Origin of the sequence: Actinocrispum wychmicini (assembly GCF_004345645.1) — a bacterium.
GTDB lineage: Bacteria > Actinomycetota > Actinomycetes > Mycobacteriales > Pseudonocardiaceae > Kibdelosporangium > Kibdelosporangium wychmicini.
On the sequence record NZ_SLWS01000018.1, the window covers coordinates 23,165 to 47,213 of the forward strand.

Genomic DNA, 24,049 nt, shown 5'->3' on the forward strand with positions numbered 1-24,049 from the left:
TCTGCTCCTTTCAGCCGTGGTTCGAATGCGGGGGTGCCACGCCTATCGCAAGACGAGCCGTCATGCCTTCGTGAGTCCATTCGAGCCACGATGGTGAATGGGGCGGAAGGTCGAAATAGAGCACACCGCTCACCGCACTGCCTGGCGCGAGCCTGGGGAGCTCGCCGAACGTGTCGGAATGAGGAGCGAGCGGCGGATCGCTCGACTCGGTTCGCAACTGGAATTCCTTGCCCGGCCTGAGCGGGCGGGTGTCACTCGTCGTGTTGACCACCGTGACGAGCACTTCGAGACGCTGCTCGCCGGCAGCAGGCATACCGGGCATCATCGCCGGCGGCATCTGGTAACCCGGTGCCGTGCTTGACATGTCGTGATCCATCATGACCCAGTCGGCCGAGCCGACCGACGCGGTGAGGCCACTCAGGGTAGCCGAGACACGGGTCTCGGCCGCCGGTTTGTCAATTGTGCCGGTGAAGTACGAGCGCACGCCGAAGAAGGCGACCGCGCTGGCCACCAAAAGCACAACTGTGATACCGACTTTTCGCAACATGCAGGGTGGTCTTTCAGGTATTATATCGACGGAATGAAAGTTTTTCACGGCTCGTTGGTTTCACGGAATGGCCGGAACCCCCTAGGAGGGGTAACTCCCCTAAGTAGGGCCATATGGACCTTTATCTCACGGCGTTCGCGCGCGCGATATCGACGCTGGGCAACGAGATCGCCCTGGTAGCGCTGATGTTGCGGTTGCACGACCACGGCGGCTGGGCGGTGGCGGCCCTGCTCGCCGCCGGCACCATGCCCATGGTGCTGCTCGCCCCACTCATCGGAACACTGGTGGACCGCTACGACAGCCGGACACTGATCGTGACAAGCAGTGTCGGTCAGGCAGTCACATGCGCGACCCTGGCCTTCGCGTCCCACCCAGCCACAGTCCTGGCCCTGGTGACGGTGAACGCGATCGGCTCAGCCATCACCGGCCCCACCTTCGGCGCCCTGATCCGGCACATGTCGGACAAAGTAGCCCGAGCCAACAGCCTGCAACAAAGCGCGAACACAGCAGCCGTCCTGTCCGGCCCAGCCCTCGGCGGCCTACTGGCGGGTGTGGACACCCAACTGCCGTTGCTTGTGGACGCGGCGACCTTCCTCGCCCTGGCCCTGACCGGCCTGACCATCAAAGCCCGCCGCCGCCCCCACCCCCAAAACCACTCAAGGGACAGCGTCTCAATCCTGTTCACCGACCGCCCCCTAGCCGCCAGCACGGGCCTGCAACTGCTGCTGATACTCGTCGGCGAAACCGTGAACGTGGCCGAAGTCTTCCTGGTCCGTGACACCTTCCAAGCCTCGGCAACGGCCTACGGCCTACTCTCCACAACCTTCGTGGCAGGAAGCCTCCTCGGCATGCTCCTCGCCGCCAAACTGGACACAACCAGCAGAATCCTGAGAACCCTCCCCCTGGCCTCGGTAGCCATGACAACGGCCATCGCGGCAGCAGGCCTGAGCCCCTCACTGGCGGGAGTCTTCGCCCTGTTCGTCCTCGCCGGAGCCGCAGCGGGAGTCATGGGCGTGACAGCCGCCACCCTGGTCATCCTCAGAACCCCAGACCACCTGATGGGCCGAGTACAGGCAATGCTGAACGGAATGACGAGAACAGCGGGCATAGCATCCCTGGGCCTAGGAGCACTTCTCACCGGCCTCTTCACCCCCAGCACAGTCTTCGTCCTAGCCGGCACAGCAGGCCTGGTAGCAACAGCAGCGACCATCCCCCTCTTCAAAACAGCCCGAGCCCACACCGAAACCGGTTGATGAGCGGGAAGCGCGCAGCGCACTATAGGGCCGGCAAAGTGTTCCCTCCCGTATGACAGCCAGCCAAATCACGGGTGTCAAGGGACCTGAAATCAGGGGCCAGCCCCGAGATCAACACGATCCCTTGACGCCCGTGATTTCCTTTGGCAGGTCATGCGGGAGGGAACACGCCCCAACCACCAACAAAACCCAACCCGGGCCCCCTCTTGGTGATCTGCCGCCCGGCGAGGGCAAACAGCGCGAAGCAGGAAGCAAACCCAGCGCGAAGAACCCATCCGGCAGCGCGAACCAGCCCCTCCAACGGAAAGCACCCATCCCGCAGCGCGAACCATCCCCTCCAGCGGAAAGCACCCATCCCGCAGCGCGAACCATCCCCTCCAGCGGAAAGCACCCAAGGCAACCAGGCGAAAGCCCAAGTCAAGTCCGCCGGGCCCACACCAACCGGCTCCATTCCCGAGCCGGCCCTGGTTGTCCACCTCCCACCGGAGCGGAGTCGATCATCTCGAACCCGGCCAACTCCAGAATCAAGTCCAGTTCCCGAGGCAGGAAGAACCGCAGTGAGTGGGTCTCCGCATCCTCCTCCACCAACCGGTCCCCCGAGATGAGCCACAACTTCACGCCCATCTCATAGATCTGCTCCTCTGTGTGCACACGCCCCGTTGTCGCCCGCAGCAGGGTCTGCGGCCCGTCGGTCATAGCGGTGAACCCACCCATGGGCCCGTTCGACAGCACCGCGCTGCCGTCCAATATGTCCACCACGAGCAGTCCGCCCGGCCGCAGGTGTCTGCGCGCGGTTCCCAAGGCGCCCAACAGTTCTCCCGTGGTTCCCAGGTAGCCGAGGACCGAGAACATCATGATGACCGCGTCGAACTCGCGGTTCAGCCGGACGTCCATCAGGTCGGCCTGCACCACCGACGGGATCCGGTCGCGGGCCAGCGCCACCATGGCCGGGGAACGGTCCACTCCGGTCACCGCGTAGCCGAGGGTGGCCAGCAGGGCCAGGTGTCGGGCGGTGCCGCAGCCCAGGTCGAGGACCGAGGCGACCGGGCCGTACTGGCTGAAGACCTCGTCCAGTTGGTCCACTTCGGACTGGTAGTCTTTTCGCGCGTGCCAGCGGTCGTACCATCTGGCGTGCAGTGAGCCGAAGATCTCCGTCTGCATCTCAGGCCCTCCGCGCCCACACCAGGCGGGACCAGGCCGGCCCGGTGTTCTGGGCCGCGAGGGGGGCCGAGCCGATCATCTCCAGGCCGGCCACCTGCAGCAACAGGGACACTTCGCGGGGTTGGAAGTACCGGATGATGTGCTTCTCGTCGACTTGGTCGACTACTTCGTCGCCGGCGATCTCCCACATCCGCAGTCCGAGTTCGATCACCTGCTCCACCGGGTTGACCACTGTGGAGTGGGCGACGAGCATCTGTTTGTCGCCGTCCATGAACCGGCCGATCCCGCTCTCCTGTTTGGAGTCGGCCAGGACCGCCGCCGCGTCCATCACGTCGAACAGCACCAGGCCGCCCGGCCGGACCTGGCGGCGCAGTGCGTCCAATGTGGACCTTACACGCTGGTTGGTGACCTGGTAGCCGATCAGTGAGAACATCATGATCACCGCGTCGAACGTCCGGTCCATGGCGAGTTCGAACAGGTCGGCTTCGACCACCGCGGCCTTCGCGGGAAAGTCCGCGAGACGGGAACGGGCGAGCGCGGCCATCGCGGGTGAACGGTCCACTCCCACCACGTCGTAGCCCGACGCGGCGAGCGCCTCCATGTGCCGGCCGGTGCCGCAGCCCAGGTCCAGTACGGACGCGACCGGCCCTTCCCGGCGGAACACGCCCCGCATCTGGTCCACTTCGGCCCGGTAGTTCTTTCCTTGGTGGAACTGGTCGTAGTAGGTCGCGTGCAACGGCCCGAACAGGCTGGCATGCAACGGTTCGAACACCGAGGTGCGGTACTTCATGCGACGGCCTCCAGGGCAGGGACGACGTCAGCCGGGGTGGGCTGTTGTTCGATCTGGTGGCGCAGGCGGCGGGCCGCCTGCCGGTGCCGGCCCGCGGACAGGAGTTTGTCCGCCGCGGACCTGATCACGTCCTGGCGGGCCCGGTCGTCCCGCAGGTCTTGGTAACGCAGGTGCAGGCCGGCGCCGACGGCGGCGAGCCGGTCGGACGTGAGCGCCTGGTCCGGCTTGTTAGTGATCGCTAACTGGGGAACCCCCAACGCGGCCGCGGTCAGCGCCGTGCCGTCACCGGCCTGATGGACGATCAGGTCGCAGTACGGCAGAAGGTACTGCAGCGGCACGGAAACCGCGCGGCGGATGTTCGGCGGCAGCTCGCCGAGCAGGTCGAGCTGCTCCCGTGTGGTCGCCAGGACGATGTCCAGGTCCATGCCGCCCAACGCGTCGAGCGTGTCCCGCAACGGGTCCAGCGCGGCGGGACCCAACGCCAGCAAGGTCCGGACCACGCCGTACCCCCAGGTCACGCACACCCGCCGGTGCGACATCCGAAGCCACTCCGGCAGCCAGGCGGGGACTTCGCCGGGGCCGTTGTACGGCACGTACCGCATTTCCCGCCACGGTTCCGGCACCGCGATCCGCAGGCTCGGCGGGGACGGGTCGATGGTGAGCGCCGGCGCGACGACCGGCACGCCGAAGCGCCGGAACAGGTCCGCGTACTCGGGCAGCGGTTCGGGTGACGGCGACGGGAGTGGCCGGTTCTCCATCGGACGCAGGCCGTACCCGGTGAGGTGCCGTACGCCGGGTACGCCCAAGGCGGCGGCGGTGACCGCGCCCGCGAAGCCGGCCACGTCGTACACCACGATGTCCGGACGCCATTCCCGCGCGTACGCCACCAGGTCGTCGACGATCGCCCTGGCGCCGCGGGCCGCGTTACGCCCCAGGTGTTCCAGGAGGTCTCGTTGGTCGTCGGTGAGCAGGTGCATGACCATCGGCCAGTCGGCCGGGAACCGCGCGTGGCTGTGGAACCGCGCGGTGAGGCCTTTGACTGTCACGGCCGGTGGCGGCACGTCCTTCCCGACGACGACCGCTGGCAGTCCGACCTCCCGCATGGCGCCGGCCATCCCCGGGGCCGCGGCCACCTGCACCGAGTGGCCGGCGGCGCGACAGGCCCAGGCCAGCGGGACCATCGGGTAGAGGTGTTGCCGGGCGTTGTTGGACGTCACCAGGACGCGCATGTCACACCAACGCTTCCAGCCCGGCCACGACCTCGGCGGGCGACGGTTGGGCGCTGATCTCGGCACGCAGCCGGGCGGCCGCGTCGCGGTAGGAGGAGTCCTCACACAGCTTCACCATGGCTTCGCGGACGACCGCGCGGCTGTCCGGGTCGTCGCGGAGGTTCTGGTACTTGAGGTGGATCCCGGCGCCCACCGCGGCGAGCCGTGCGGGCGCCAGCTCGGCGTCGGGTTTCCTGGAGATCATCAGCTGGGGCACGCCGAAGGTGGCGGCGGTCAACGTGGTGCCGTCGCCGCCTTGTTGCACGATGAGGTCGCAGTGCGGCAGCACGTACTGCAACGGCGTGTCCGTCAGGACGACGACTTCCATGCCGAGTTCGGCGGCGACTTCCATGGTGTCGGAGAACGGGTCGGCGGCGGCGCCCCCCAGTGACTCGGCGTTCGTGTGCCCCCAAGTGACGAGGACGCGCGGCCGTTCCTGGGGCGCGTGCGCCCAGTCCGGCACGGCACCGGCGCCGTTGTACGGGATGTAGCGCATGTCCAGCCGCGGCGACTCAGCCGTCTGCCGCATGCTCGGCGGTGTCGGGTCGACGATCATCGCGGCCGACGTCGTCGGCGGCACACCGAACCGGGTGAACAGCTGGACGTACTCGGGCAACGGGTCAGGCGGCGTCAGTTCGAGGCGAGGGTACGACGCCGACCCGAACAGATGCCGTACCGCGGGCACATCGACGACCGCGGCGGCGACGGCGCCCGCGTACGTCACGGCGTCGTGCACGACCAAGTCCGGCCGCCACACCTTGGTGAACTCGACCAGGCCGTCGGCGAGCGACTCGGACGCCTCGATCATGTACCGGCCCAGCCAGGTCAGCAGCCCGCGCTGGTCGGAGTCGAGCAGGTGCCGGTTGACGCCGTAGTCCCGTGGCCACGGTGGCTGCGAGTACACCGACCGCACCAGCGCGTCCCGTTCCTCGGCGCTGAACACCGGGCTGCTGCGGATCTTGGTCGCCGGCAGCCCGGTCTGCGTGACCACCGCCGACACCGAGCCGGCGGTCACGAACCGGACCTCGTGCCCGGCCAGCCGGCAGGCCCACGCGAGCGGCACGAGCGGGTACACGTGCGGCGGGGTCGCCACGGCGATGAACAGGATCCGCATCACGACACTCCCAACCGGACTCTCGGCAGGATCTCCGCACCGAAGAACGTCATCTGCTCCAGATCGGGGTATCCCATGAACAGCACCTGGGTCACCCCGATGGCCGCGTACTGCGCCAACGCGGCGACGATCTCCTCGGGCGACCCCACCAGGGCGATGCTCGGCGCGCCCAGGTACGGGACGGCGCCGGTCCACAGGTACGGGGTCGGCCAGTGGGACTCCCGGATCGCCGCGTCGTACATGCCGCCGAACCCCACCGAGTCCGTGCGGCGCCGCGCTGACTCGTGCACCGCTGTCGCGCTTTCGCCGGCCACATGGATGAGCCGGTACGCGGCGGCCACCGCCTCGTCGTGGGTCGGCCGGCAGATCAACGACACGAGCAGCCCGACCTCGGTGCCGCCGGCCAGCAGCGGCTGGATCCGGGACGCCAGCCGGGACGGCGTGTCCGGCAGCGTGAACATGCAGTCCGCGTGCTTGACGGCCAACGCGACCGCCTGGTCGGAGCTGCCGCCCAGATAGATCTCGGGCCGGTCGCGGGACACGAACGGAGTCCGCAGAAGGGCGTCCTCGACCTGGTAGTACCGGCCGGTGAAGGTCACCGGGCCGTCGTCGCGCCACAGCGCGTGGCAGATCGTCCAGAACTCGTCGGTCCGCTCGTACCGCTGGTCGTGCGGGAGGTGATCGCCGTAGAACCGCTGTTCCTCCGGTGCCCGGCCGGCGACCGCGTTCACGCACACCCGGCCGTCGGTCAACGCGGACAACGTGTTCACCTGCTGCACGAAGTACGTCGGCGACATGATCCCGGACCGGACCGCGACCAGGAACTTCACCGTGCTCGTCACCGCGCCCAACGCGGCCGCCCACGTGATCGGATCCGGCCTGGAGAAGCCGAACGCCACCAACAGCGACTCGATCCCGCACTCCTCGGCACGGCACGCGAACTCCTTGTGCGCCGAGAGGTCCGGCAGGCCGCTGGTGGTGGCGGCGGCGTTCGCCCGGCGCATCGGGTCGCCGACCGAAGACAGGCTCCAGTGGAATCGCACGGCTACACCAGCTCAAGCTCGTGTTCCCGGGCCCGGACCCGGGGCAGCACCTCCTGGCAGAAGTACGGCAGGGTCTCCAGGTCCGGCCGGCCGTGGAAGAGGAACTGGGTGACCCCGATCCGCCGGTACGCCATCAGCCCGGCCACGATGTCGTCCGGCGTCCCGGTCAACGCCAGGCCCAACGGCCCCATGTACGGGATGAGGCCGGTCCACAGGAACGGTTCCGGCCAGTCGGACTTGTCGTACCCCAACGAGTACGTCGACGCGAACCCGACGGACTCCTTGCTCTGCTCGCGGAACCTGTCCTGCACGGCCCGGCCTTCCTCGCCGGCCCGTTCGATCATCGCGTGGCCCCACTCGATCGCCTCGGCCCTGGTGGGCCGCACGATCACCGAGAACAGCAGCCCAGCTTCCTTGCCGGCGGCCAGCACCCGCTGGATGCCGGGCGCGATCTTCGCCGGGGTGTCGCCCAGCCGCAGCAGGCAGTCGCCGTGCTTGACCGCCATGTCCGCGGCCAGTTCCGAGCTTCCGCCGAAGTACAGCTCCGGCCGGGTGCGCCCGTGCTCGCCGAGGAACGGCGTGTTCACCCGGGCGCCTTCGACCTGCAGCAGGCTGCCGGTGAAGTCGACGGGTCCGTCGGCCCGCCACAGCGCGTGGCAGATCGTCCAGAACTCGTCGCTGCGCTGGAACCGTTCGTCGTGCGACAGGAAGTCGCCGTAGTACCGCATCTCGGTGGAGTTGTGGCCGGCGACCACGTTGACACTGACCCGGCCGCCGGTCACCGCCGCGACCGTGTTGACCTGGGTGACCAGCAGGGTCGGCGAGATCGTGCCCGGCCGGATCGCGGCCATGAAGCGCACCCGCTTGGTCGCGCCACCGAAGTACGTGGCCAGCGCGATCGGGTCGGCCCGCTGGAACCCGGTGGGCAGCAGCAGCGAGTCGATCCCGCCCTCGTCGGCGAGCCGGCACAGGTCGAGTTGCGCGTCGATGTCCTCGACCGGGTTGACGAGCGTGCGGTCCTTAGCGCCGCGCAACGGGTCCCGAACCCCACTACCCGGGATACTCCAGTGAAAGCGCATGGGACTCATGGCAGCGACCTCCTCCGATCCGGTCGATCGCGTCGACCACCCGCATGACGTCCGACTCGGTCAGCCCGCCCCAGAACGGCAGGCACACGATCCGCTTCCCCAGTTCGTCCGCGACCGGCGTCGGTCCGGCCGTGCCGATCGGGCGCGGCCGGTAGCGGCCGGTGAAGTACGCCCTGGCGTGCACGCCGTCCCGCTTCAGCTCGTCGCACAGTGTCGGCGCGTCGACGGGCGCGTCCGGCCGGAGCCGCACGGCCATCGCGGCGACATTCGGCCAGGCACCGGGCCGGAACGGCACCGGCCGCAGCCACTCGGTGTGGCGCAACGCGTCCATATACCACTCACGCACCTGGATCCGGCGGACGATCTCCGCGTCCGCCTCGCCGAGCACGACGGCACCGACGGCCGCGTGCAGTTCGCTCATCCGCGCGTTCGTCCCGGCCGGCAGCGCGCCCTCGGCACCGATGCCGAAGTTCCGCAACCGCCGAACCTTGTCCGCGATCGGGTGCACTGTGCTCATCACCGCACCGCCTTCGACAGAGTGGGTGAGCTTCATCGCGTGCAGACTCAGTGTGGACACATCGCCGTACGCCAGCAACGGCCGGTCGCGGTACGTTATGCCCCAACACGTCGCCGCGTCGAAGATCAGTGGTATACCGGCACTTCGGGCGATGGCCGCCAAGGCGTCCACATCCGCCGGGCATCCAAAGGTCTGGACCGCCACGATCCCCTCGGTCCGCGGCGTGATGGCGGCGGCGACCGCGTCCGGGTCAAGGGTCAGAAACGTTCGTTCGGCATCGACTGCCACCGGAGTGCAACTGCCACGACGGACGCCCTGGGCCACCGCGGGGAACGCGGCCGCCGGCACGATCACCTCGCCGGACAGGCCCAACGCGCCGCACGCCAGCTGGATCGCGGTCGTCCCGCTCCCGCACACCGCCAGGTCGGCGATGCCCAGCCGGGCGGACAGCAATGCCTCGAAGGCGTGGACGCGGGAGCCGTCGTTGGTGAGGACGCCACTGCGTAACACCTCGTGCAGTGCGGCACCGAGCTTGTCCAGCGCGGGCAGCACAGGTTTCACGAGAACTATCGGCGAATCGGTCACGCTGTCTCCTCCAGAACCGGCACAAGCTCCGCCGGGGTGGGCTGGCCCTCGATCTCCGCGCGCAGCCGGCCGGCCGCGTCCCGGTACGCCTGGTCGGCCAGGAGCTTCTCCACCGCGGTCCGGACCAGGTCCCACCCGGAGCGGTTATGCCGAAGTTCCTGGTACCGCAAGTGGATCCCGGCGCCGGACATGGCCAGCCGGCCAGCTGGCACCTCGGCGTCCGGCTTGCGGGTGATGGCCAACTGCGGCAGGCCCTGCGCGGCGGCCGTCAACGTCGTGCCGTCGCCGCCCTGGTGCATGATCAGGTCGCAGTACGGCAGGACCAGGCTCAACGGTGTGGACTCGCTCGTACGAACGCGTTTCGGCAGTTCGCCGAGCTGGGCCAACTGCTCCCCGCTCGCCACGACCACGATGTCCACATCGAGCGTCGCGATCGCGTCGATCGCCTGCCGGTACGGACCCGCGGCCGCGCCGCCGAGCGCGCGGACCATGGTGTGCCCCCAGGTGACACACACACGGGGCCGGGAGCGCGGGCCAGCGAGCCACCGCGGAACGTCGCCGGACCCGTTGTAGGGCACGTACCGCATCGCCCGCCACGGCTGTTCCGCGTCGGCCAAGCGCATGCTCGGTGGTGTCGGGTCGACGGTCATCGCCGCGGACGTCGTCACGTCGACGCCGAACCGCCGGAACATCTGCACGTAAGCGGACAGCGGTCGGCCGTCGCGCAACTCCAGGCATGGCAAGGAAGCCGAGCCGAACAGATGTCGAACCCCCGGTATACCAAGTACCGCGGCTGTCACCGCGCCCGCGTAGCAGACCGCCTCGTACACCACGATGTCCGGCCGCCACCACTGCGCGAACCCGACGAAGTCCGCCACCATCGCCGCCGAGCCCGCGATCACCGCGTTCGCCAGGCGTTCCAGGTGCTCCCGCTGCCGGTCGTTGAGCAGGTGCGGGTTCACCGGCCACTCGTGCGGCCAGGGCTCCTGCGAGTAGATGGACGCGACGAACTCCGCCCGGCCCTTCGCCGGATGCACCGGAACGCCGCCGGACAGCACCGCCGGCAGTCCGGTGTGGACGATGTCGGCCGCGATCTTCACGCCGCTGGCGACCCGGACCTCGTGCCCGGCCGCGCGGCATGCCCACGCCAGCGGCACGACCGGGAACAGATGCGGTCGGGCCGCTGACGAAGTGAACAGCACACGCATGACGTCTCCGCGAAGCGCCAGGCGGGCCTCACCGCAGATACAAGTGGTCCCGCTGGAAGCAGTTACTGCGGCCATCGGTGAACGTCGTGTACGCGTCCACCACGAGCAGCCGTTTGTTCAGGTACGCGGCGAGCAGCACGGACCGGTCGGCGAGCCGGTAGTGCGCGGTGAAACCACATGCTTCAGTCGGGTCCGCCCGCGAGCCGAACGCGGCGCCGAGGGTGACGTCCCAGTCCTTGACCTGGACGGTGAGCACACCCCGGCGTTCGCCGATCTCGACCGCGAGGATCCCGGTGGTCTGCTCGTCGTAGCTGGTCCAGGCGCCGAGCAGCGGTGACGTGTCCATCACCGGTGGAAGAACTCGCGGCTGAAGTAGTCAGCCCGGCCGCTGTCGTCCTTGACCGTCGGTTCCTTGAACACAGTGAAGGTGTCCAGCACCAGGATGCCCTGTTTGGCGTACGCGGCAAGCAAAGCCGTCATGGCCCCGAAGTCGTACAGGGCGCTGAACGCCATCGCCTGGGTCGCGGTCGTCGAGCTCCCGTAGAGGGTGGCACGGACCTCGCCCCAGTCGTACGGGCGGCCGTCGGAGTCACCGAACGCGCGTACAACAACGCCGTCATCGTTCTCAGACAACTCCAGGCGGACCACCACCGCCGCTTCCTTGTCGGTCGCGTACCAGGTGCCGGTCATCAGGGCAGGTTCGAGCTTCACCATGGGTTCCTCCGTGCAGGGCAACCGAAGTGTAGGTGGGTTCGGCAAAAACCAAACATGGTCGGTGTCCCCTAGGGCTGAGCGGATCCCCTAGGTAACACAAAGACGTTCTTGTCTCACCACGTGAACAGGCGCACACTTTGCGCCACAACTTCATACTCCGCGAGTGCGTGACAGGGTGAGCACGTGCCGCGCGTTACCACTCCCCGTTACCCTGCGACTGGAGGAGCGCACTTTGACGCGCGCATATCTTGCCGGATCAGCCTTCGTGCCAGCGGACGTATTCGGGCAACTCGGCCCGGCCCGGCGTGAAGCCGTTGACCGGCGCCGTCTCGTCCGGATATCCCACGGCCAGCCCGCAGACCACGATGCGGCCTGGCGCGAGGCCGAGCTCGGACCTGATCACATCCGGGTATCCGGCGACACTGAACTGCGGGCAGCTGCCGAGTCCACATGCGACCAGACCGACCATGACGTTCTGGAGGAACAGACCCATCTCCAGGAACAGACCTGGCGGGGCGGCCGGCGGCAGATGCATGATCATCTCGACCGGGGCACCGTAGAACCGGAGGTTGTCCCGCAGGTGCGCCTGCCGGGCGGCCTGGTCGGCCCGCTCGATCCCCTTGGCCAGCAACACACCTGTGCCCGCCACGCGGGCGCGTTCCTCGGTGGCCGGGTCCGGGTCAGGCAGCCGGTTGGCGTAGTCCGGATGCTGCCCGACACCGCGGTCGAACTCGGCGCACAGCTTGTCCGCAAGCGCTTGCCTGGCCGGTCCGCGCAGTACAGACACCTGCCACGGTTGACCGTTGCGGGTCGACGGCGCCGCCGACGCGGCGGTCAGCACCCGCTCGAGCACGTCCCTGGGCACTGGTTTGTCCACAAAGGAGCGCTTGCAGTGCCGTCGGCCGAGTACCCCGGCCACAGTGTCCCAAACTGCGGGGTCCCAAGTGCTGTCCATGCCTGGAGATTGTGGTCATGACGACCGCGTTGTCCAGACCGACGTGCACGGTCATGGCGACCCTGCTGGCCGCGCCATGGCGGGTGGCCGACGAACTGCGCGTGTTGGGACGCGCGGGCGGTGGGCTGGAGGTCCGTGCCGACGTCATCGGCGACATCGACCCGTCCACGCTGCGTGAGTACGTCCGCGGCGACCTTGTCTACAGTCTGCGCAGCACAGCCGCCGGCGGCGTGTTCGTCGGCGGCAACGACCAGCGGAGACGCCGAATCCTCAACGCACTGCGCCGGTACGACCTGGTGGAACTGGAGGACGGCCGCGACACGTCACCGGAGATGCTCGCCGCGGTCCCGCCACACCGGCGCGTGATCTCCTGGCACGGCAGGGGTGTCGACCTGCCGGCACTGGTGGCCAGGTTCACCCGGATGGCCGCCGCGCCCGCCCGACACTACTTGTTGGTGCCGCACGCGCTCACCGCGCAGCACGCGATGGCGCCATTGCGGTTGCTGCGGTTGCTCAACCGGTCGAACGTGACCGCGTTCAGTACCGGCGAGACGGGTGTGTGCGGCCGGATCCTCGGGCCGTGGCTCGGCGCGCCGATGGTCTTCGGCCAGATCGGCGGCACGTCGGACGAAGTCCCGTCGGTGGAACGGCTGCTGCGTGACTACCCGTTCCCTACCCTGCCGAAGGTGGACCGGCTGTACGGCATCATCGGCCGGTCCATCACCGGGTCGCTGTCGCCCCGCATGCACAACGACGCCTACCGGGTGCTCGACCATCCCGCGTTGTTCCTGCCGATCACAGCACGGGAGTTCCTGCCGGCGTGGGAGGCCATCGTCACCGGGCTCGGCCTCCCGTTCGGCGGCGCGACGGTCGTGGCGCCATTCAAGGAGGCGGCGCTGCGGATGGCCGACGTCACCACCGGGCCGGCGGCCATGGCCGGCGCGGCGAACGTGCTCGTGCGGACCGAGAACGGCTGGCGGGCGCACACCACCGACCCGATCGGGGTGGTGGGCGCGCTCGGCCGGGCAGGCGTCAAGCTGACCGGGCGGAAGGCCGCGATCGTGGGCTGCGGCGGCGCCGGCCGGGGCGCGGCGGCCGGGCTGAAACGGTTCGGGGTCACCACGGTTCTGGTGAACCGCACCGTGGACCGCGGCATCCGGGCGGCCCGGATGCTCGGGCTGGACTTCGTGCCGCTCGACCGGTTCGTGCCGGCGGACTACTCGTTGATCGTGCACGCCACCCCGGTCAAGGACGACCTGTTGTTCCCTGTGGGGAACCTGGCCGGCGACACGACCGTCGTCGACCTGACCTACGGCAGGCGACCCACCGCCCTCGTCACCGCGGCACGACGGCGGCACCTGCAGGTCGTCGACGGCTGGGAGGTGCTGCGGATCGAGGTCGCGCGGCAGTTCCGGCTGATGACCGGCCGCTCGATGCCGCACGCACACTCGCTGGAGCACGTGACATGATCACCGAACTTCCTCCGCTGGTCGACCAGTTCGCGCGCCGGGCGGACAAGTACGACCGGACAGCCACGTTCCCCGGCGAGAACTTCGACGACCTGTTCGCGGCCGGCCTGCACGCACCCACCATCCCGCGGGCCTTTGGCGGCCTCGGTCTCGGGCCGGCGCAGCGCGACACGTATCCGTTGTGGGAGATGACCAAACGGATAGCGTCGGCCGACCTGTCGTTCGCGCGCTGCTGGGAGGGACACGTCAACTCCATGGTGCTGATCGACGCGTTGGGCAGCGAGGACCAGAAGGCGTTGTGGTTCAACCGGGTCATCCGGCACGGGGACCGCTGGGTGGCGTGGAGCGGCGAGCCGCAGGCGCCGAAACCGGGTGAGAAACGCCGGTTCGGCACGACCGTGCGCCGGCAGGGCGCCGGCTGGATCGTCAACGGCAGCAAGGCGTTCGCGACCAGCGCGACCGGCGCGGACTGGGCGATCCTGCTCGTCAACGTGGACGGGCCGGGCGGCGCGCGGCACGGGTCGCACACCGGTGTGCTGATGCTCGCGTGCGACCTGGCCGACCCGTCGATCTCGGTGGACCCGTCGTGGTGGGACCCGATCGGCATGCGCGCCACGGTCAGCCACGTGGTCCGCTTCGACGACACGTACATCCCGGACCGCCACCAGATCGGCGAACCAGGCGACTACCTGCGCGAAGGCTGGCAGTCGGCGTTCGTCCCGCACTACGCGGCCAGCTTCCTCGGCGCCGCCGAGGCCTCGTACAGCTATGCCATCGACTACGTGCTGAAACAGGACAAGGCCACGGATCCCTATGTGCAGCACCGGATCGGGAAGATGGTGGTCGCGATCGAGACCGGCGACCTGCTGCTTCGGCACGTGGCTTCGTTGTGGGACACCGACCAGCGCGCCGAGGCGGGTCTCGCCGGTTCCCGGGCCAGGCACCTGATGGAGCATCTCGCGTTGGACACCGTGGACCACTGTGTCCGGGTGTGCGGCGCGCGCAGCCTGATCCGGCCCAGCCCGGTGGAGCGGATCTTCCGCGATCTGTCGTGTTATGTCAGGCATGACAACGATGACCACATCCTGGCGACGATCGGTCGCGCCGCACTGGACCAGCCCCATGATCTCTCGTTCTACAAACCATAAGCGACATCCGTCCCACCTAAGACATTCTCGTCATTTCGACCGATCATCCCCCATGAGATGTTTAGTTGCGGGATGCATAATTTTCCACAGGCGGCGGGCGGGGGCTCACCGGGCCGTCCTGGGTCTTCCGAGCGGTTCGCGGCTCGGCTCACCCCAAGGCCCTCGGACATCCAGTCCGGTCGTGTCCTTCCGTCGTGCAACCCCGGCGGTGCCGCCGCGGCCCGACGAGGAGTGGACAACGCTGGGGAGCGGGTCCCGGGCGGTCACGCCCGGGACCCGCGGCACACTCAGCTCACCGGCACGTCGGCGTCGACAGATGTGGCGTCCAGATCGGTGGTCCGCACCCGGACCGAAAGCCGCCACGTTCCACGACTCGGAACCGTGAAGCGCGCGGCGACATACTGACCCCGCCCGGTTTTGCTGAGCGGAACAGGCAACGGGCCGATTCCGCCGGACGGCAATGTCAGCGTCACGGACACTTCTGGGACGTCCCGATTGATACCGCGTTCGTCCCGGACGTTCACAACAATCTCGTTATCCCCCGGACTCGCGGGCGAAACCCAGACCTGAACGTCACCGCCGGGCAATGCGAGCGCGCTGAGGAAAGGGCCGCTCACAACGGCCGCCTCGGCCTGGTTGGAATACAGCTCGGCCGGCGGGGTCGCCACCAGAGCCGCGGTCAGGCCCAGAACGACCACGGCAATCCCGGCCTCGGACCAAACCGAGCGGCGCAGCCGGACAATTGCTTCGGTCCGTTCTTTTCTCGCCGGCCGGGCCAGTTGGCGCTGCACCGAAGTCCGGGACATGGCCGCGAGCCACAGCACCAGGCCGAGCGCGCCGGCCTTGAACACCACCAAAGTGACGTATCGCGACCCGGACAGCAGACCGGCCAGACCGACCTCGCGCAACGCCATCAGCACACCGGTTCCGGCGAGCACCGCCACGGCGATCAACGCCACGCGGGAGAACCGGCCGAGGGCAACGGTGTCCGGCGACTTGCGGCCGCGCCACAGCACGCACGCGACCAGCACCACCAATCCGCCCAGCCACACTGACATCGCTGACAGGTGCGCGATGTCCATGGCCAACGCGAACGGGACAAGATCGCCGGCGACCGCGTGGCCGCTCGCGCTCCACGTCACTACCAGCGCGAGTCCGACCAGTGTGACAACCACCGGCCGGATCTCCCGGCGCGTCAACAAGATCGCGCCGAGCACCAGGAGCGCCAACCGGAGCACGACCAGGATCCCGAAGTTCGTGCCCACGGTGTCCAGCACCTGGCCGGGGTCGACCGCCGAAAGGATCGACGATCCGGAACTGTTGGCGCCCTGGAGCAACAACACCCCCACGGTCGCCGCCGTCGCCGTCCACCACGAGACCTTCATGATCCGGCGCAACCGCGGGTCGGTCTGGCCGGCCGGCCAGCAGACCAGCGCGAAGAACACGCCGCCGAGCAACAACGCGACCGCGCCGAAACCGAGCAGGCGGAACAGCCAGAACACCCCGCCCACAACGGGATCCGAGCCGGCCTCGGCGCCGGACCCGGCGAGCGGGGCGGCCTGGGCGGTGCCGACGCTGAACACGAACGCGCCGTGCACCGGATGCGAGTCGGCGGAGACCACGCGCCAGGTCACCGAGTACACGCCGTCCGGCAACCGCTCCGGTATCGGCAGCCGAATCCGGGTCGAGTCGCCGGCGACGAGTTCTCCTTGCGCGTCAACCGCCTTCTTGCCCTGGCCGGACAGCACGCTGAACCCGTCGCGGACCGGGGTGACCTTCTCGCTGAACCGGAGCACGATCTCGCTCGGCGAACTCGCCAGGTGTTCGCCGTTGGACGGGCTGGTGCCAAGCAGTTCGGCGTGTGCCGAAGCGGCCGGCGCCAACCCGATCAACGCGGCAGCGGCCACCAATCCGATGACGAGCGTTCGCACACGTGCTCACTCCTCCAACAAGCCGAGCTCGTGGGCGACCACCAGCGCGGCGGCCTTGCGGTGCACCCTGAGCTTGCGGAACAGGTTGCCTTGCAGGTTCTCCACCGTGCGCACCGATATACCAAGGAGCCGCGCGGTCTGTTTGGTGGTGTGCCCCTGCGCGATCGCGGACAGGATCTCCTGTTCGCGCGGGGTGAGCGCGAGCTGCCAGCGCCGCCACTCGCCGCCGGGCGGGCCGAGCACCGAGCGCGAGTACCCGGCGCTGATCAGGACGTATCCCGCGTTCGCGGCCTCGACCGCCGGCACCAGCAGATCGTCCACAAGGGACGCGGGCAGGATGGTGACGCCACCGGCCACCGCCTGGGCCATCAGGTGCTGCTTTGGCTCCTCGCTGGTGACCACCACGAGCCGCCCGGAGTGGGTGCGCCAGCCGGCCGGCGGCGGGTCGATCAACACCGTCACCGGGTGCACCATGTCGGAATTATCGTGATTGTCGCCATTATCGTCTTCATGATCGCGCTGGTGCGGGACGGTGTCCCGTTCGATGATGACGATGTGCTGCCGTTCGAGCGCTTTCCTGGCCCGAGCGGAAAGTTGACCATCCAGTTTGCCCAGCACAACCCGTAGACCAGGTCTTCTTTCCGGAACTACGCCGTTCGACCGTACCGGTTGAGCCTGCGAGAGCAGGCCTAACCGTACTGCACTTGCCGCGGCGTGCGCCTGGTTGTGCACCCCGAGCTTGTTGAAGATCCTTTGTTTGTGGTTCTCCACGGTGTGCGGGCTGATGCCGAGTTCCAGCCCGATCTGTCTAGGCGGGTAACCTGCGCAAACGAGGTACAGAACCTCAAGTTCGCGTTGGGTCAGCGCGTCCCCGCCACCGCGTTTGGCCCGTGCCGTCTCGATCGCCGACGATGGTGCCCGGATCGCCGCCAACAATGGCTCAAGGCCGCCGGAGTACGGCACCAACGCGCTCACTCCGGCCTCATAAGCCCTGATCACATGCGCTGTGGTCAGCGACTGGTGCAAGCCGATCATGCGCATCAGGCGGCCGGGCGGCAACAGCAAAGAGACCAGTCGCTCATTACTCCACCTGGGCGCATCCGCCTCAAACAAAGCGACGGTCGGCCGCCGCAGGTCACACAGCTGGATCAGTTCGGGACCGGACGCCGCCGTCCCCAACATCGTGATATCAGGCTCGCGAGCCAGGTGTGCTGCAAGCATTTCCCGGAACAACCGGTTGTGATGCTGCAGGACAACACTGAGAACAGTATCCACCATGCGCCGTACCCCCGGCTCCGTTCCCCCCGGAGCGAATTGTCGCATACTGAAACGATTAACCTGCACACGCAATGCGAACGTTCGCAGAGATTGTTGCATTGCACAAACCGAATCATGACAGCTATCACGTGAGGCCTTGACAGGCGGTCACCCGTCTGGTTCGGATATGTCTTGGTTCAAGCTCCAAACCAACGGTGCGGAGAAAGACTTCATGAAGCGATGGGCGACCACGTGGGCGTTGACCACCACGATCACGCTGGCCGCCACGGCACCGCCAGCCCTGGCCACGGGGGAACTAGAGCTTTCATACCTGTCTGAACAACATCAGACTGTGGCACGGCCAGAGCCCGACGCACGCACCGGTGATCAGCAAGGTCGAGCCAGAACGGCTACGACTGCGCCTGCGGCTTCTGCCCGGTGGGTCGAGGCCGCAGTACGTGACCTTCGACTGTGACGCGGCGGGCTGGCACAAGGACCCAGCTCTCTCGTTCTCGGGCTGGGAAAAGACTGTTCGCTCGCCGCGAGGGCAGGCCGCCAAGAAGGAGTCTGTTTGTTGGGTGGTGCTGCATTGGTTTGGTTGTCTTTTGGTGGGGTCGTGGTGTCTCCTTCCCGTGTGGCCTGCCCAAGGGAATCACATCTGGCCCGTGGTGTCCGGCTTGGGTTTCGGTCCGTATCGCTCTCGCTGTGTGTCGGGTTGCGTGGGCGGACCGGACGGCTTTCGTGGGTTCGGACACCACGGGCCAGATGTGATTGGCTGCGCCCAGGCCACACGGGAAGGAGACACCACTCCAGCCACAGGTGTGCTGCGCGGGCACGCGCTTCACACCTTGCTGGCCGTGTCTTCTCGGGTCGCTCACCGGGTCCTGGGCGGTGTGGGCGGGGACTCCTTTTCTCGGCGGGGTTTCTTGTTCGCTGATGGCGAAAAGGCTTATACTCCAAGGTATTTACGCTTCTCGCCAGGTAGAATTGCGGTATGGACACCACAGCGACACTATGGCAGACCAGCGACACTGAGCTGGTCGATGCCTACACCGCTGTGGAACAACGCTACCGGCAACTATACGCCGAAGGCCTCCGCCTACTGTCCGAAATGGAAAGTCGCAGGATCGCCACCACACTCGGCTACGCCAACCTCCCCGCACTGTTGATGCACACCGCACGACTCAGCCGCACCGAAGCCCGACACCGCCTCGCCCAAGCCGCCGACCTGCACGCCACCACCACACCGACCGGGTCGGTGATCGAGGCGGTGTTGCCCCAGACCGCCGAGGCGCTGGCGCGTGGCGAGGTCGGCTCGGAACACGTGGATGCGATTCGCCGAACCTTGGCTGATCTGCCGCATCTGGATGCTGAGCAGCGGGCCACCGCCGAGCAAGTGATGCTGGACCGGGCCGCCGAGGATGACCCGAAAGCGCTGATCCGGTTCGGTGCCCGAGTCCGCGACATCGTCGACCCGGATGGGCCACCACCACCAGAGGAAGAGCCGCCCCGGCCAGCTCGGATGCTGCGCAGGCACATCCGGCGGGACGGCAGCATGGAGTTCAAAGGTCACCTCGACCTCGAATCGGCCCAACTATTCGAAAACCTGCTCAAGCCCTTCGAGAAGCCCCACCCCGAAGGCAACGACACCCGAGGGTACGCCGAACGAGCCGGGGACGCCTTCGCCGATGTGCTGCGGATGGCCGCCAACTGCCCGGACGTGCCCACCCACAACGGAGTCCGCACCGAAGTAGCCGTCACCATCTCCTTCGAACAACTACAACAGTCCCTGGACGACGTGCTGCTCTCCAGCGACCCACGGATGACCGCCCGCGAAGCCCGCCGCCTCGCCTGCGATGCGCACATCCTGCCCGCCGTCCTCGACGGCGATTCGAAACCATTGGATGTGGCCGTCCCCGCCTATGCCGCCCCAGCCCACATCCGACGCGGACTCTACCTACGAGACAAAGGATGCGCCTTCCCCGGATGCGAACGACCAGGCAGCGTCTGCGACGCCCACCATGTCGCGCACTGGGCACAAGGTGGACCGACCACAATGGACAACATGGCGCTACTCTGCCCCCACCATCACCGGCTGGTGCACAACAGCGACTGGGCGGTGAAGATGATCGACGAGAGACCGTGGTTCATCCCGCCAACCTATGTGGACGCGTCGCGAACCCCGAGACGCAACCATCTCCACACCCCCATACCGAGCGCGGCATGACTGGCCGCGCCGGGGAAGTGCGCCCTGCAAGCCGAAGCGCGTGCCCGCGCAGCACACCTGTGGCTGGAGTGGTGTCTCCTTCCCGTGTGGCCTGGGCGCAGCCAATCACATCTGGCCCGTGGTGTCCGAACCCACGAAAGCCGTCCGGTCCGCCCACGCAACCCGACACACAGCGAGAGCGATACGGACCGAAACCCAAGCCGGACACCACGGGCCAGATGTGATTCCCTTGGGCAGGCCACACGGGAAGGAGACACCACGACCCCACCAAAAGACAACCAAACCAATGCAGCACCACCCAACAAACAGACTCCTTCTTGGCGGCCTGCCCTCGCGGCGAGCGAACAGTCTTTTCCAGCCTTGCAAACAAAGACCGGCACGGGCCCCCGCCTCGTGCCGGCTTTGCCGTTCAGCTCTCAGTGACCGCGAACTCGTCGGATTGTGTCACGGTACCAGAGGGCGCTTTGCTTAGGGATGCGTTCCTGGGTCTCGTAGTCGACCCGAACGATTCCGAAACGCTTCTCGTACCCGTACGACCACTCGAAATTGTCCATCAGGGACCAGGCGAAGTATCCTCGAATGTCAGCGCCCGCACTGCGGGCCATGGCGACGGCGCTGATGTGGTTCTGGAAGTACGCTACCCGGTCGTGATCCCGGACGAAGCCGGCGGTGTCCGGCTCGTCCACAAAGGCCGAACCGTTCTCGGTGATCACCATGGGCAGTCCGGGGTAGTCCTGGGACAGCCGGACCAGCAGACGGGTGAAGGCTGTGGGTACGATCTCCCAGCCCATATCCGTCACCGGGTGGCCCTGGAGAACCATTCGCTCTACTGGATTTCCTTCGGTGTCCTCCTTGTTTCCGTTCTCGTCCGTGCCGGCGAAGACGTGTCCGCTGTAGAAGTTGACGCCGAGGACGTCTATCGGCGCGGAGATCACACCCAGGTCGCCCGGCCGGATCGGGATCCGGATCCCACGGGCCGCCAAGTCCTCCACGACGTCCGCCGGGTAACGGCCGTGCACCAATGGATCCAGGTAGATCCGGACACCCAGGCCGTCTGCTCGGCGGGCCGCGGCGCGGTCCGCGTCCGAATCGGACGCTGGGTCTGACGTGCCCATGTTCAATGTGATGCCCAGTTCGAGCGGACGTGCAGCGGCTGCTCGCATCCGTTGGGTTGCCAGGCCGTGGCCGAGCAGCAGGTGGTGCACTGCTGAGATCGCCGCCGGCATGTCCTGGCGGCCGGGGGCTTGGCGGCCGGTCGCGTAGCCGAGCATGGCCGAGCACCATGGTTCGTTCAGTGTCGTCCAGGTTTGGACCCGGTCTTTCAGCTGGTCGAACACGAGCATCGCGTAGTCCGCGAAGCGGTACGCTGTGTCCCGCACCGGCCAGCCGCCCTCGTCCTCCAGTTCCTGCGGCAGATCCCAGTGGTACAGGGTCACCCACGGGTCGACGCCCTTGCCCAGCAGCTCGTCCACCAGACGGTCGTAGAAGCCCAGTCCGGCCGGGTTGGCCGGGCCTCGGCCGCCTGGTTGGACCCGGGGCCACGCCACCGAGAAGCGGTAGGTGTCCACCCCGAGCGAACGGATCAGCTCGACGTCCTCAGGCATCCGATGGTAGTGGTCGCACGCCACGTCACCGTTGTCCATGTTGTGCACCATGCCGGGTGTCCGGCAGTAGGTGTCCCAGATGGACAGGGTCCGGCCGTCCTCGTTGTGGGCGCCTTCGATCTGGTACGCCGACGTCGCCACACCCCACCGAAAGGAGGCCGGCAGGGTGTCGATCGGGTCCAGATCCTCGCCGGTACCGGTTTCGGCACCGACAGTTGGCGCGGTGATCTCCATATATCTCCTCAAAGAATCCTCAGTGGGTCGGGTGCAGCCAGCAGGCCACCGTCCGGCCGGCCGGCGCGGTGACGTCCCGGGGGACGCCGAGCACCGGCAGGTCGGTCGCACATGGTTCGAACACCTTCGGACACCGTGGATGGAATGCGCAGCCAGTGGGCATGGCGCGCAGATCCGGCGGCGACCCAGGGATCCCGGTCAGCTCACGGCGAGGCCCATGCAACGCCGGGAACGAGTGCAGCAACCCGTCGCTGTACGGGTGCAGCGAGGAGCGGTACAGGTCCACGGCGGGCGCCTCCTCGACGATCCGGCCGCCGTACATGATCGCGATCCGGTCCGAGAACTCCACCAGCAACGAAAGGTCGTGCGTGATGAACAGCACCGAGAAGCCCAGCCGCTCACGCAACGCGATGATCTGGCCGAGGATCTGCCGTTGGATCACGACGTCCAAAGCGGTCGTCGGCTCGTCCATGATCACGACCCGCGGGTCCAGGGCGAGCGCCATCCCGATCATCACCCGCTGCCGCATCCCGCCCGACAGCTGGTGCGGATAGCTGTCCAGCCGGTCCGCCGAGATCCCGACAAGCGCGAGCATCTCCCTGGCACGGTCCAAACGCGACCGTGCGGTACTGCCCGGATCGTGCGCCTTGATCGCGTCCGTCATCTGCGTCGCGATCTTGTGCACCGGGTTCAGCGAGTTCATCGCGCCCTGGAACACGATCGCGGTCTCCGCCCACCGGAACGCACGCAGCTCACGGTCGGTCATCCGCATGACGTCGGCCGTCTCGCCGTTCTCCGCGTGATAGATCACCTCACCACCGGCGATCACCCCAGGCGGCGGCAACAACCGTGTCAGGCCGTACGCGAGCGTCGACTTGCCGCTCCCGCTCTCCCCCGCCAACCCGAGGACTTCGCCACGGTGTAACGTCAAACTGACGTCGTGAACAGCGTTCACAGCCTCGTCGCCGATGCCGTAGTTCACATCAAGGTTACGAACCTCCAGGACGGCGTCGCTCATGGTGTGTCCCTCCGCCCAAAGCCGAGTACGGGAGTGAACCCGACGCGCATCCGGACTGTGTCACCGTCCACCGTCTTCACCTTGGTCCTCCCGTTGCCCCGCAGGCGCGGGCTGACGAACTCGTCGATCCCGAAGTTCAGCAGCGCCAACGCGGTCCCCAACAAGGCGATCGCCAGGCCGGCCGGCACGAACCACCACCAAGCACCTTGAGCAAGCGCTTGCTGCCCCTGTGCCCAGAACAGGATGGTGCCCCAGTTCCAGCTGTCCCCGCTGGTGTTCACCCCGATGAACGCCAAGGTGATCTCGGACGTCACCGCGAAGATGACCGTGCCGATGAAGTTGGACGCGATCACGGCGGTCAGGTTCGGCATGATCTCAAAGAGGAGAATCCGCCACGTCTTCTCACCGGTCGCCCGCGCGGCTTCGACATAGTCCCTGTTGCGCAACGAGAGCGTCTGCGCGCGCAACACCCGCGCGCCCCACGCCCACGACGTCAGCCCGATCACCATGGCGATGGTGAAGTCGCCGGTCTCCGGCAGGATCGACGTGATGATGATGATCAACGGCAGCGCCGGGATCACCAGGAACACATTGGACAGCGCGGACAACGTCTCCGCGCCACCACCGGACAGATACCCTGATGTCACACCGACCAGCAGCGCCAGGATCGACGCCACCACGCCAGCGAGCAGACCGACCTCGATGACACTGCGCGTCCCGGACAGGAGCTGGCTGAGGATGTCCTGGCCCAGGTGCGTCGTGCCGAGCCAGTGCGCGGCCGACGGCGGCGCGACCAGGTCGTTGGAGCGGGTCGACGGGTCGTACGGCGAGATCCACGGCCCGATGACGGCCATCAGGACGAAGATCCCCATCAACGTCAGGCCGATCGCGGCCTTCGGGTTCGCGACGAACCTCATC

At 67.6% G+C, this 24,049-nt stretch carries 21 protein-coding genes; 4 read left to right on the forward strand and 17 right to left on the reverse strand.

The features are described from left to right. Positions 1–10: 10 nt before the first annotated feature. Complete coding sequence (locus EV192_RS49365) at positions 11–547, reverse strand: DUF4352 domain-containing protein (protein ID WP_132125753.1); 537 nt, start codon at positions 545–547, stop codon at positions 11–13. A 113-nt stretch (positions 548–660) separates the two neighbouring features. Between EV192_RS49365 and EV192_RS49370 the strand changes: the two genes are divergently transcribed. Continuing rightward, positions 661–1,800, forward strand: coding sequence for an MFS transporter (locus EV192_RS49370; protein WP_132125754.1), 1,140 nt, complete (start codon positions 661–663; stop codon positions 1,798–1,800). Positions 1,801–2,217: 417 nt separating this feature from the next. Here the strand turns inward: EV192_RS49370 and EV192_RS49375 are convergent, their stop codons facing one another. The 11 genes from EV192_RS49375 to EV192_RS49425 form a co-directional block, all read right to left on the reverse strand. Next, a complete protein-coding gene (locus EV192_RS49375; protein WP_132125755.1) occupies positions 2,218–2,961 on the reverse strand; it encodes a class I SAM-dependent DNA methyltransferase in 744 nt (247 codons plus the stop codon). A gap of 1 nt (position 2,962) precedes the next feature. Further along, entirely contained in the window at positions 2,963–3,751 is a 789-nt protein-coding gene (locus EV192_RS49380) for a class I SAM-dependent methyltransferase (RefSeq protein WP_132125756.1), read from the reverse strand. Continuing rightward, positions 3,748–4,980 (reverse strand): nucleotide disphospho-sugar-binding domain-containing protein, encoded by a 1,233-nt coding sequence (locus tag EV192_RS49385; protein WP_132125757.1) that lies wholly within the window; start codon positions 4,978–4,980, stop codon positions 3,748–3,750. The genes EV192_RS49380 and EV192_RS49385 overlap by 4 nt, the downstream gene beginning before the upstream one ends. 1 nt (position 4,981) lies before the next feature. Continuing rightward, positions 4,982–6,133 carry a nucleotide disphospho-sugar-binding domain-containing protein gene (locus EV192_RS49390; RefSeq protein WP_132125758.1) on the reverse strand — a complete coding sequence of 384 codons (1,152 nt, stop codon included), beginning with the start codon at positions 6,131–6,133 and terminating at the stop codon, positions 4,982–4,984. Then, the gene (locus EV192_RS49395; RefSeq protein ID WP_132125759.1) at positions 6,133–7,176 is read right to left on the reverse strand and encodes an LLM class flavin-dependent oxidoreductase; all 1,044 of its coding nucleotides are present in this window, start codon (positions 7,174–7,176) and stop codon (positions 6,133–6,135) included. The genes EV192_RS49390 and EV192_RS49395 overlap by 1 nt, the downstream gene beginning before the upstream one ends. A 2-nt stretch (positions 7,177–7,178) precedes the next feature. Continuing rightward, positions 7,179–8,255, reverse strand: a complete 1,077-nt coding sequence (locus tag EV192_RS49400) for an LLM class flavin-dependent oxidoreductase (RefSeq protein ID WP_165961005.1) — start codon at positions 8,253–8,255, stop codon at positions 7,179–7,181. Continuing rightward, complete coding sequence (locus EV192_RS49405; protein ID WP_165961006.1) at positions 8,227–9,366, reverse strand: DegT/DnrJ/EryC1/StrS family aminotransferase; 1,140 nt, start codon at positions 9,364–9,366, stop codon at positions 8,227–8,229. Before EV192_RS49405 ends, EV192_RS49400 begins: the two co-directional genes overlap by 29 nt. Next, positions 9,363–10,574 carry a nucleotide disphospho-sugar-binding domain-containing protein gene (locus tag EV192_RS49410; protein ID WP_165961007.1) on the reverse strand — a complete coding sequence of 404 codons (1,212 nt, stop codon included), beginning with the start codon at positions 10,572–10,574 and terminating at the stop codon, positions 9,363–9,365. Before EV192_RS49410 ends, EV192_RS49405 begins: the two co-directional genes overlap by 4 nt. Positions 10,575–10,602: 28 nt before the next feature. Next, positions 10,603–10,920, reverse strand: a complete 318-nt coding sequence (locus EV192_RS49415; protein ID WP_132125763.1) for a hypothetical protein — start codon at positions 10,918–10,920, stop codon at positions 10,603–10,605. After that, positions 10,920–11,288 carry a hypothetical protein gene (locus EV192_RS49420; RefSeq protein WP_132125764.1) on the reverse strand — a complete coding sequence of 123 codons (369 nt, stop codon included), beginning with the start codon at positions 11,286–11,288 and terminating at the stop codon, positions 10,920–10,922. The genes EV192_RS49415 and EV192_RS49420 overlap by 1 nt, the downstream gene beginning before the upstream one ends. 256 nt (positions 11,289–11,544) lie before the next feature. After that, positions 11,545–12,243, reverse strand: a complete 699-nt coding sequence (locus EV192_RS49425; protein ID WP_132125765.1) for a nitroreductase — start codon at positions 12,241–12,243, stop codon at positions 11,545–11,547. A gap of 17 nt (positions 12,244–12,260) precedes the next feature. On the opposite strand from EV192_RS49425, the gene EV192_RS49430 reads away from it, so the two are divergent. Next, entirely contained in the window at positions 12,261–13,712 is a 1,452-nt protein-coding gene (locus tag EV192_RS49430) for a type I 3-dehydroquinate dehydratase (protein ID WP_132125766.1), read from the forward strand. Then, entirely contained in the window at positions 13,709–14,860 is a 1,152-nt protein-coding gene (locus EV192_RS49435) for an acyl-CoA dehydrogenase family protein (RefSeq protein ID WP_207926899.1), read from the forward strand. The genes EV192_RS49430 and EV192_RS49435 overlap by 4 nt, the downstream gene beginning before the upstream one ends. A 287-nt stretch (positions 14,861–15,147) precedes the next feature. Here EV192_RS49435 and EV192_RS49440 read toward each other — a convergent pair whose 3' ends face one another. Together EV192_RS49440 and EV192_RS49445 are read right to left on the reverse strand one after the other, a co-directional pair. Further along, positions 15,148–16,791, reverse strand: a complete 1,644-nt coding sequence (locus tag EV192_RS49440) for a copper resistance CopC/CopD family protein (protein ID WP_132125767.1) — start codon at positions 16,789–16,791, stop codon at positions 15,148–15,150. A 6-nt stretch (positions 16,792–16,797) separates the two neighbouring features. Then, positions 16,798–18,168, reverse strand: a complete 1,371-nt coding sequence (locus EV192_RS49445; protein WP_132125768.1) for a LuxR C-terminal-related transcriptional regulator — start codon at positions 18,166–18,168, stop codon at positions 16,798–16,800. 874 nt (positions 18,169–19,042) lie between these two features. Here EV192_RS49445 and EV192_RS49450 point away from each other — a divergent pair. Continuing rightward, positions 19,043–20,275 (forward strand): HNH endonuclease signature motif containing protein, encoded by a 1,233-nt coding sequence (locus EV192_RS49450; protein ID WP_132125769.1) that lies wholly within the window; start codon positions 19,043–19,045, stop codon positions 20,273–20,275. A 416-nt stretch (positions 20,276–20,691) separates the two neighbouring features. Here the strand turns inward: EV192_RS49450 and EV192_RS49455 are convergent, their stop codons facing one another. The 3 genes from EV192_RS49455 to EV192_RS49465 are packed head-to-tail and all read right to left on the reverse strand — an operon-like array spanning position 20,692 to position 24,048. Continuing rightward, complete coding sequence (locus EV192_RS49455; protein ID WP_132125770.1) at positions 20,692–22,113, reverse strand: GH1 family beta-glucosidase; 1,422 nt, start codon at positions 22,111–22,113, stop codon at positions 20,692–20,694. 19 nt (positions 22,114–22,132) lie between these two features. Next, positions 22,133–23,131: an ABC transporter ATP-binding protein gene (locus tag EV192_RS49460; protein WP_132125771.1), complete on the reverse strand. Its 999-nt coding sequence runs from the start codon at positions 23,129–23,131 to the stop codon at positions 22,133–22,135. Further along, positions 23,128–24,048 carry an ABC transporter permease gene (locus EV192_RS49465; protein WP_132125772.1) on the reverse strand — a complete coding sequence of 307 codons (921 nt, stop codon included), beginning with the start codon at positions 24,046–24,048 and terminating at the stop codon, positions 23,128–23,130. The genes EV192_RS49460 and EV192_RS49465 overlap by 4 nt, the downstream gene beginning before the upstream one ends. Between the last annotated feature and the right edge of the window lies 1 nt (position 24,049).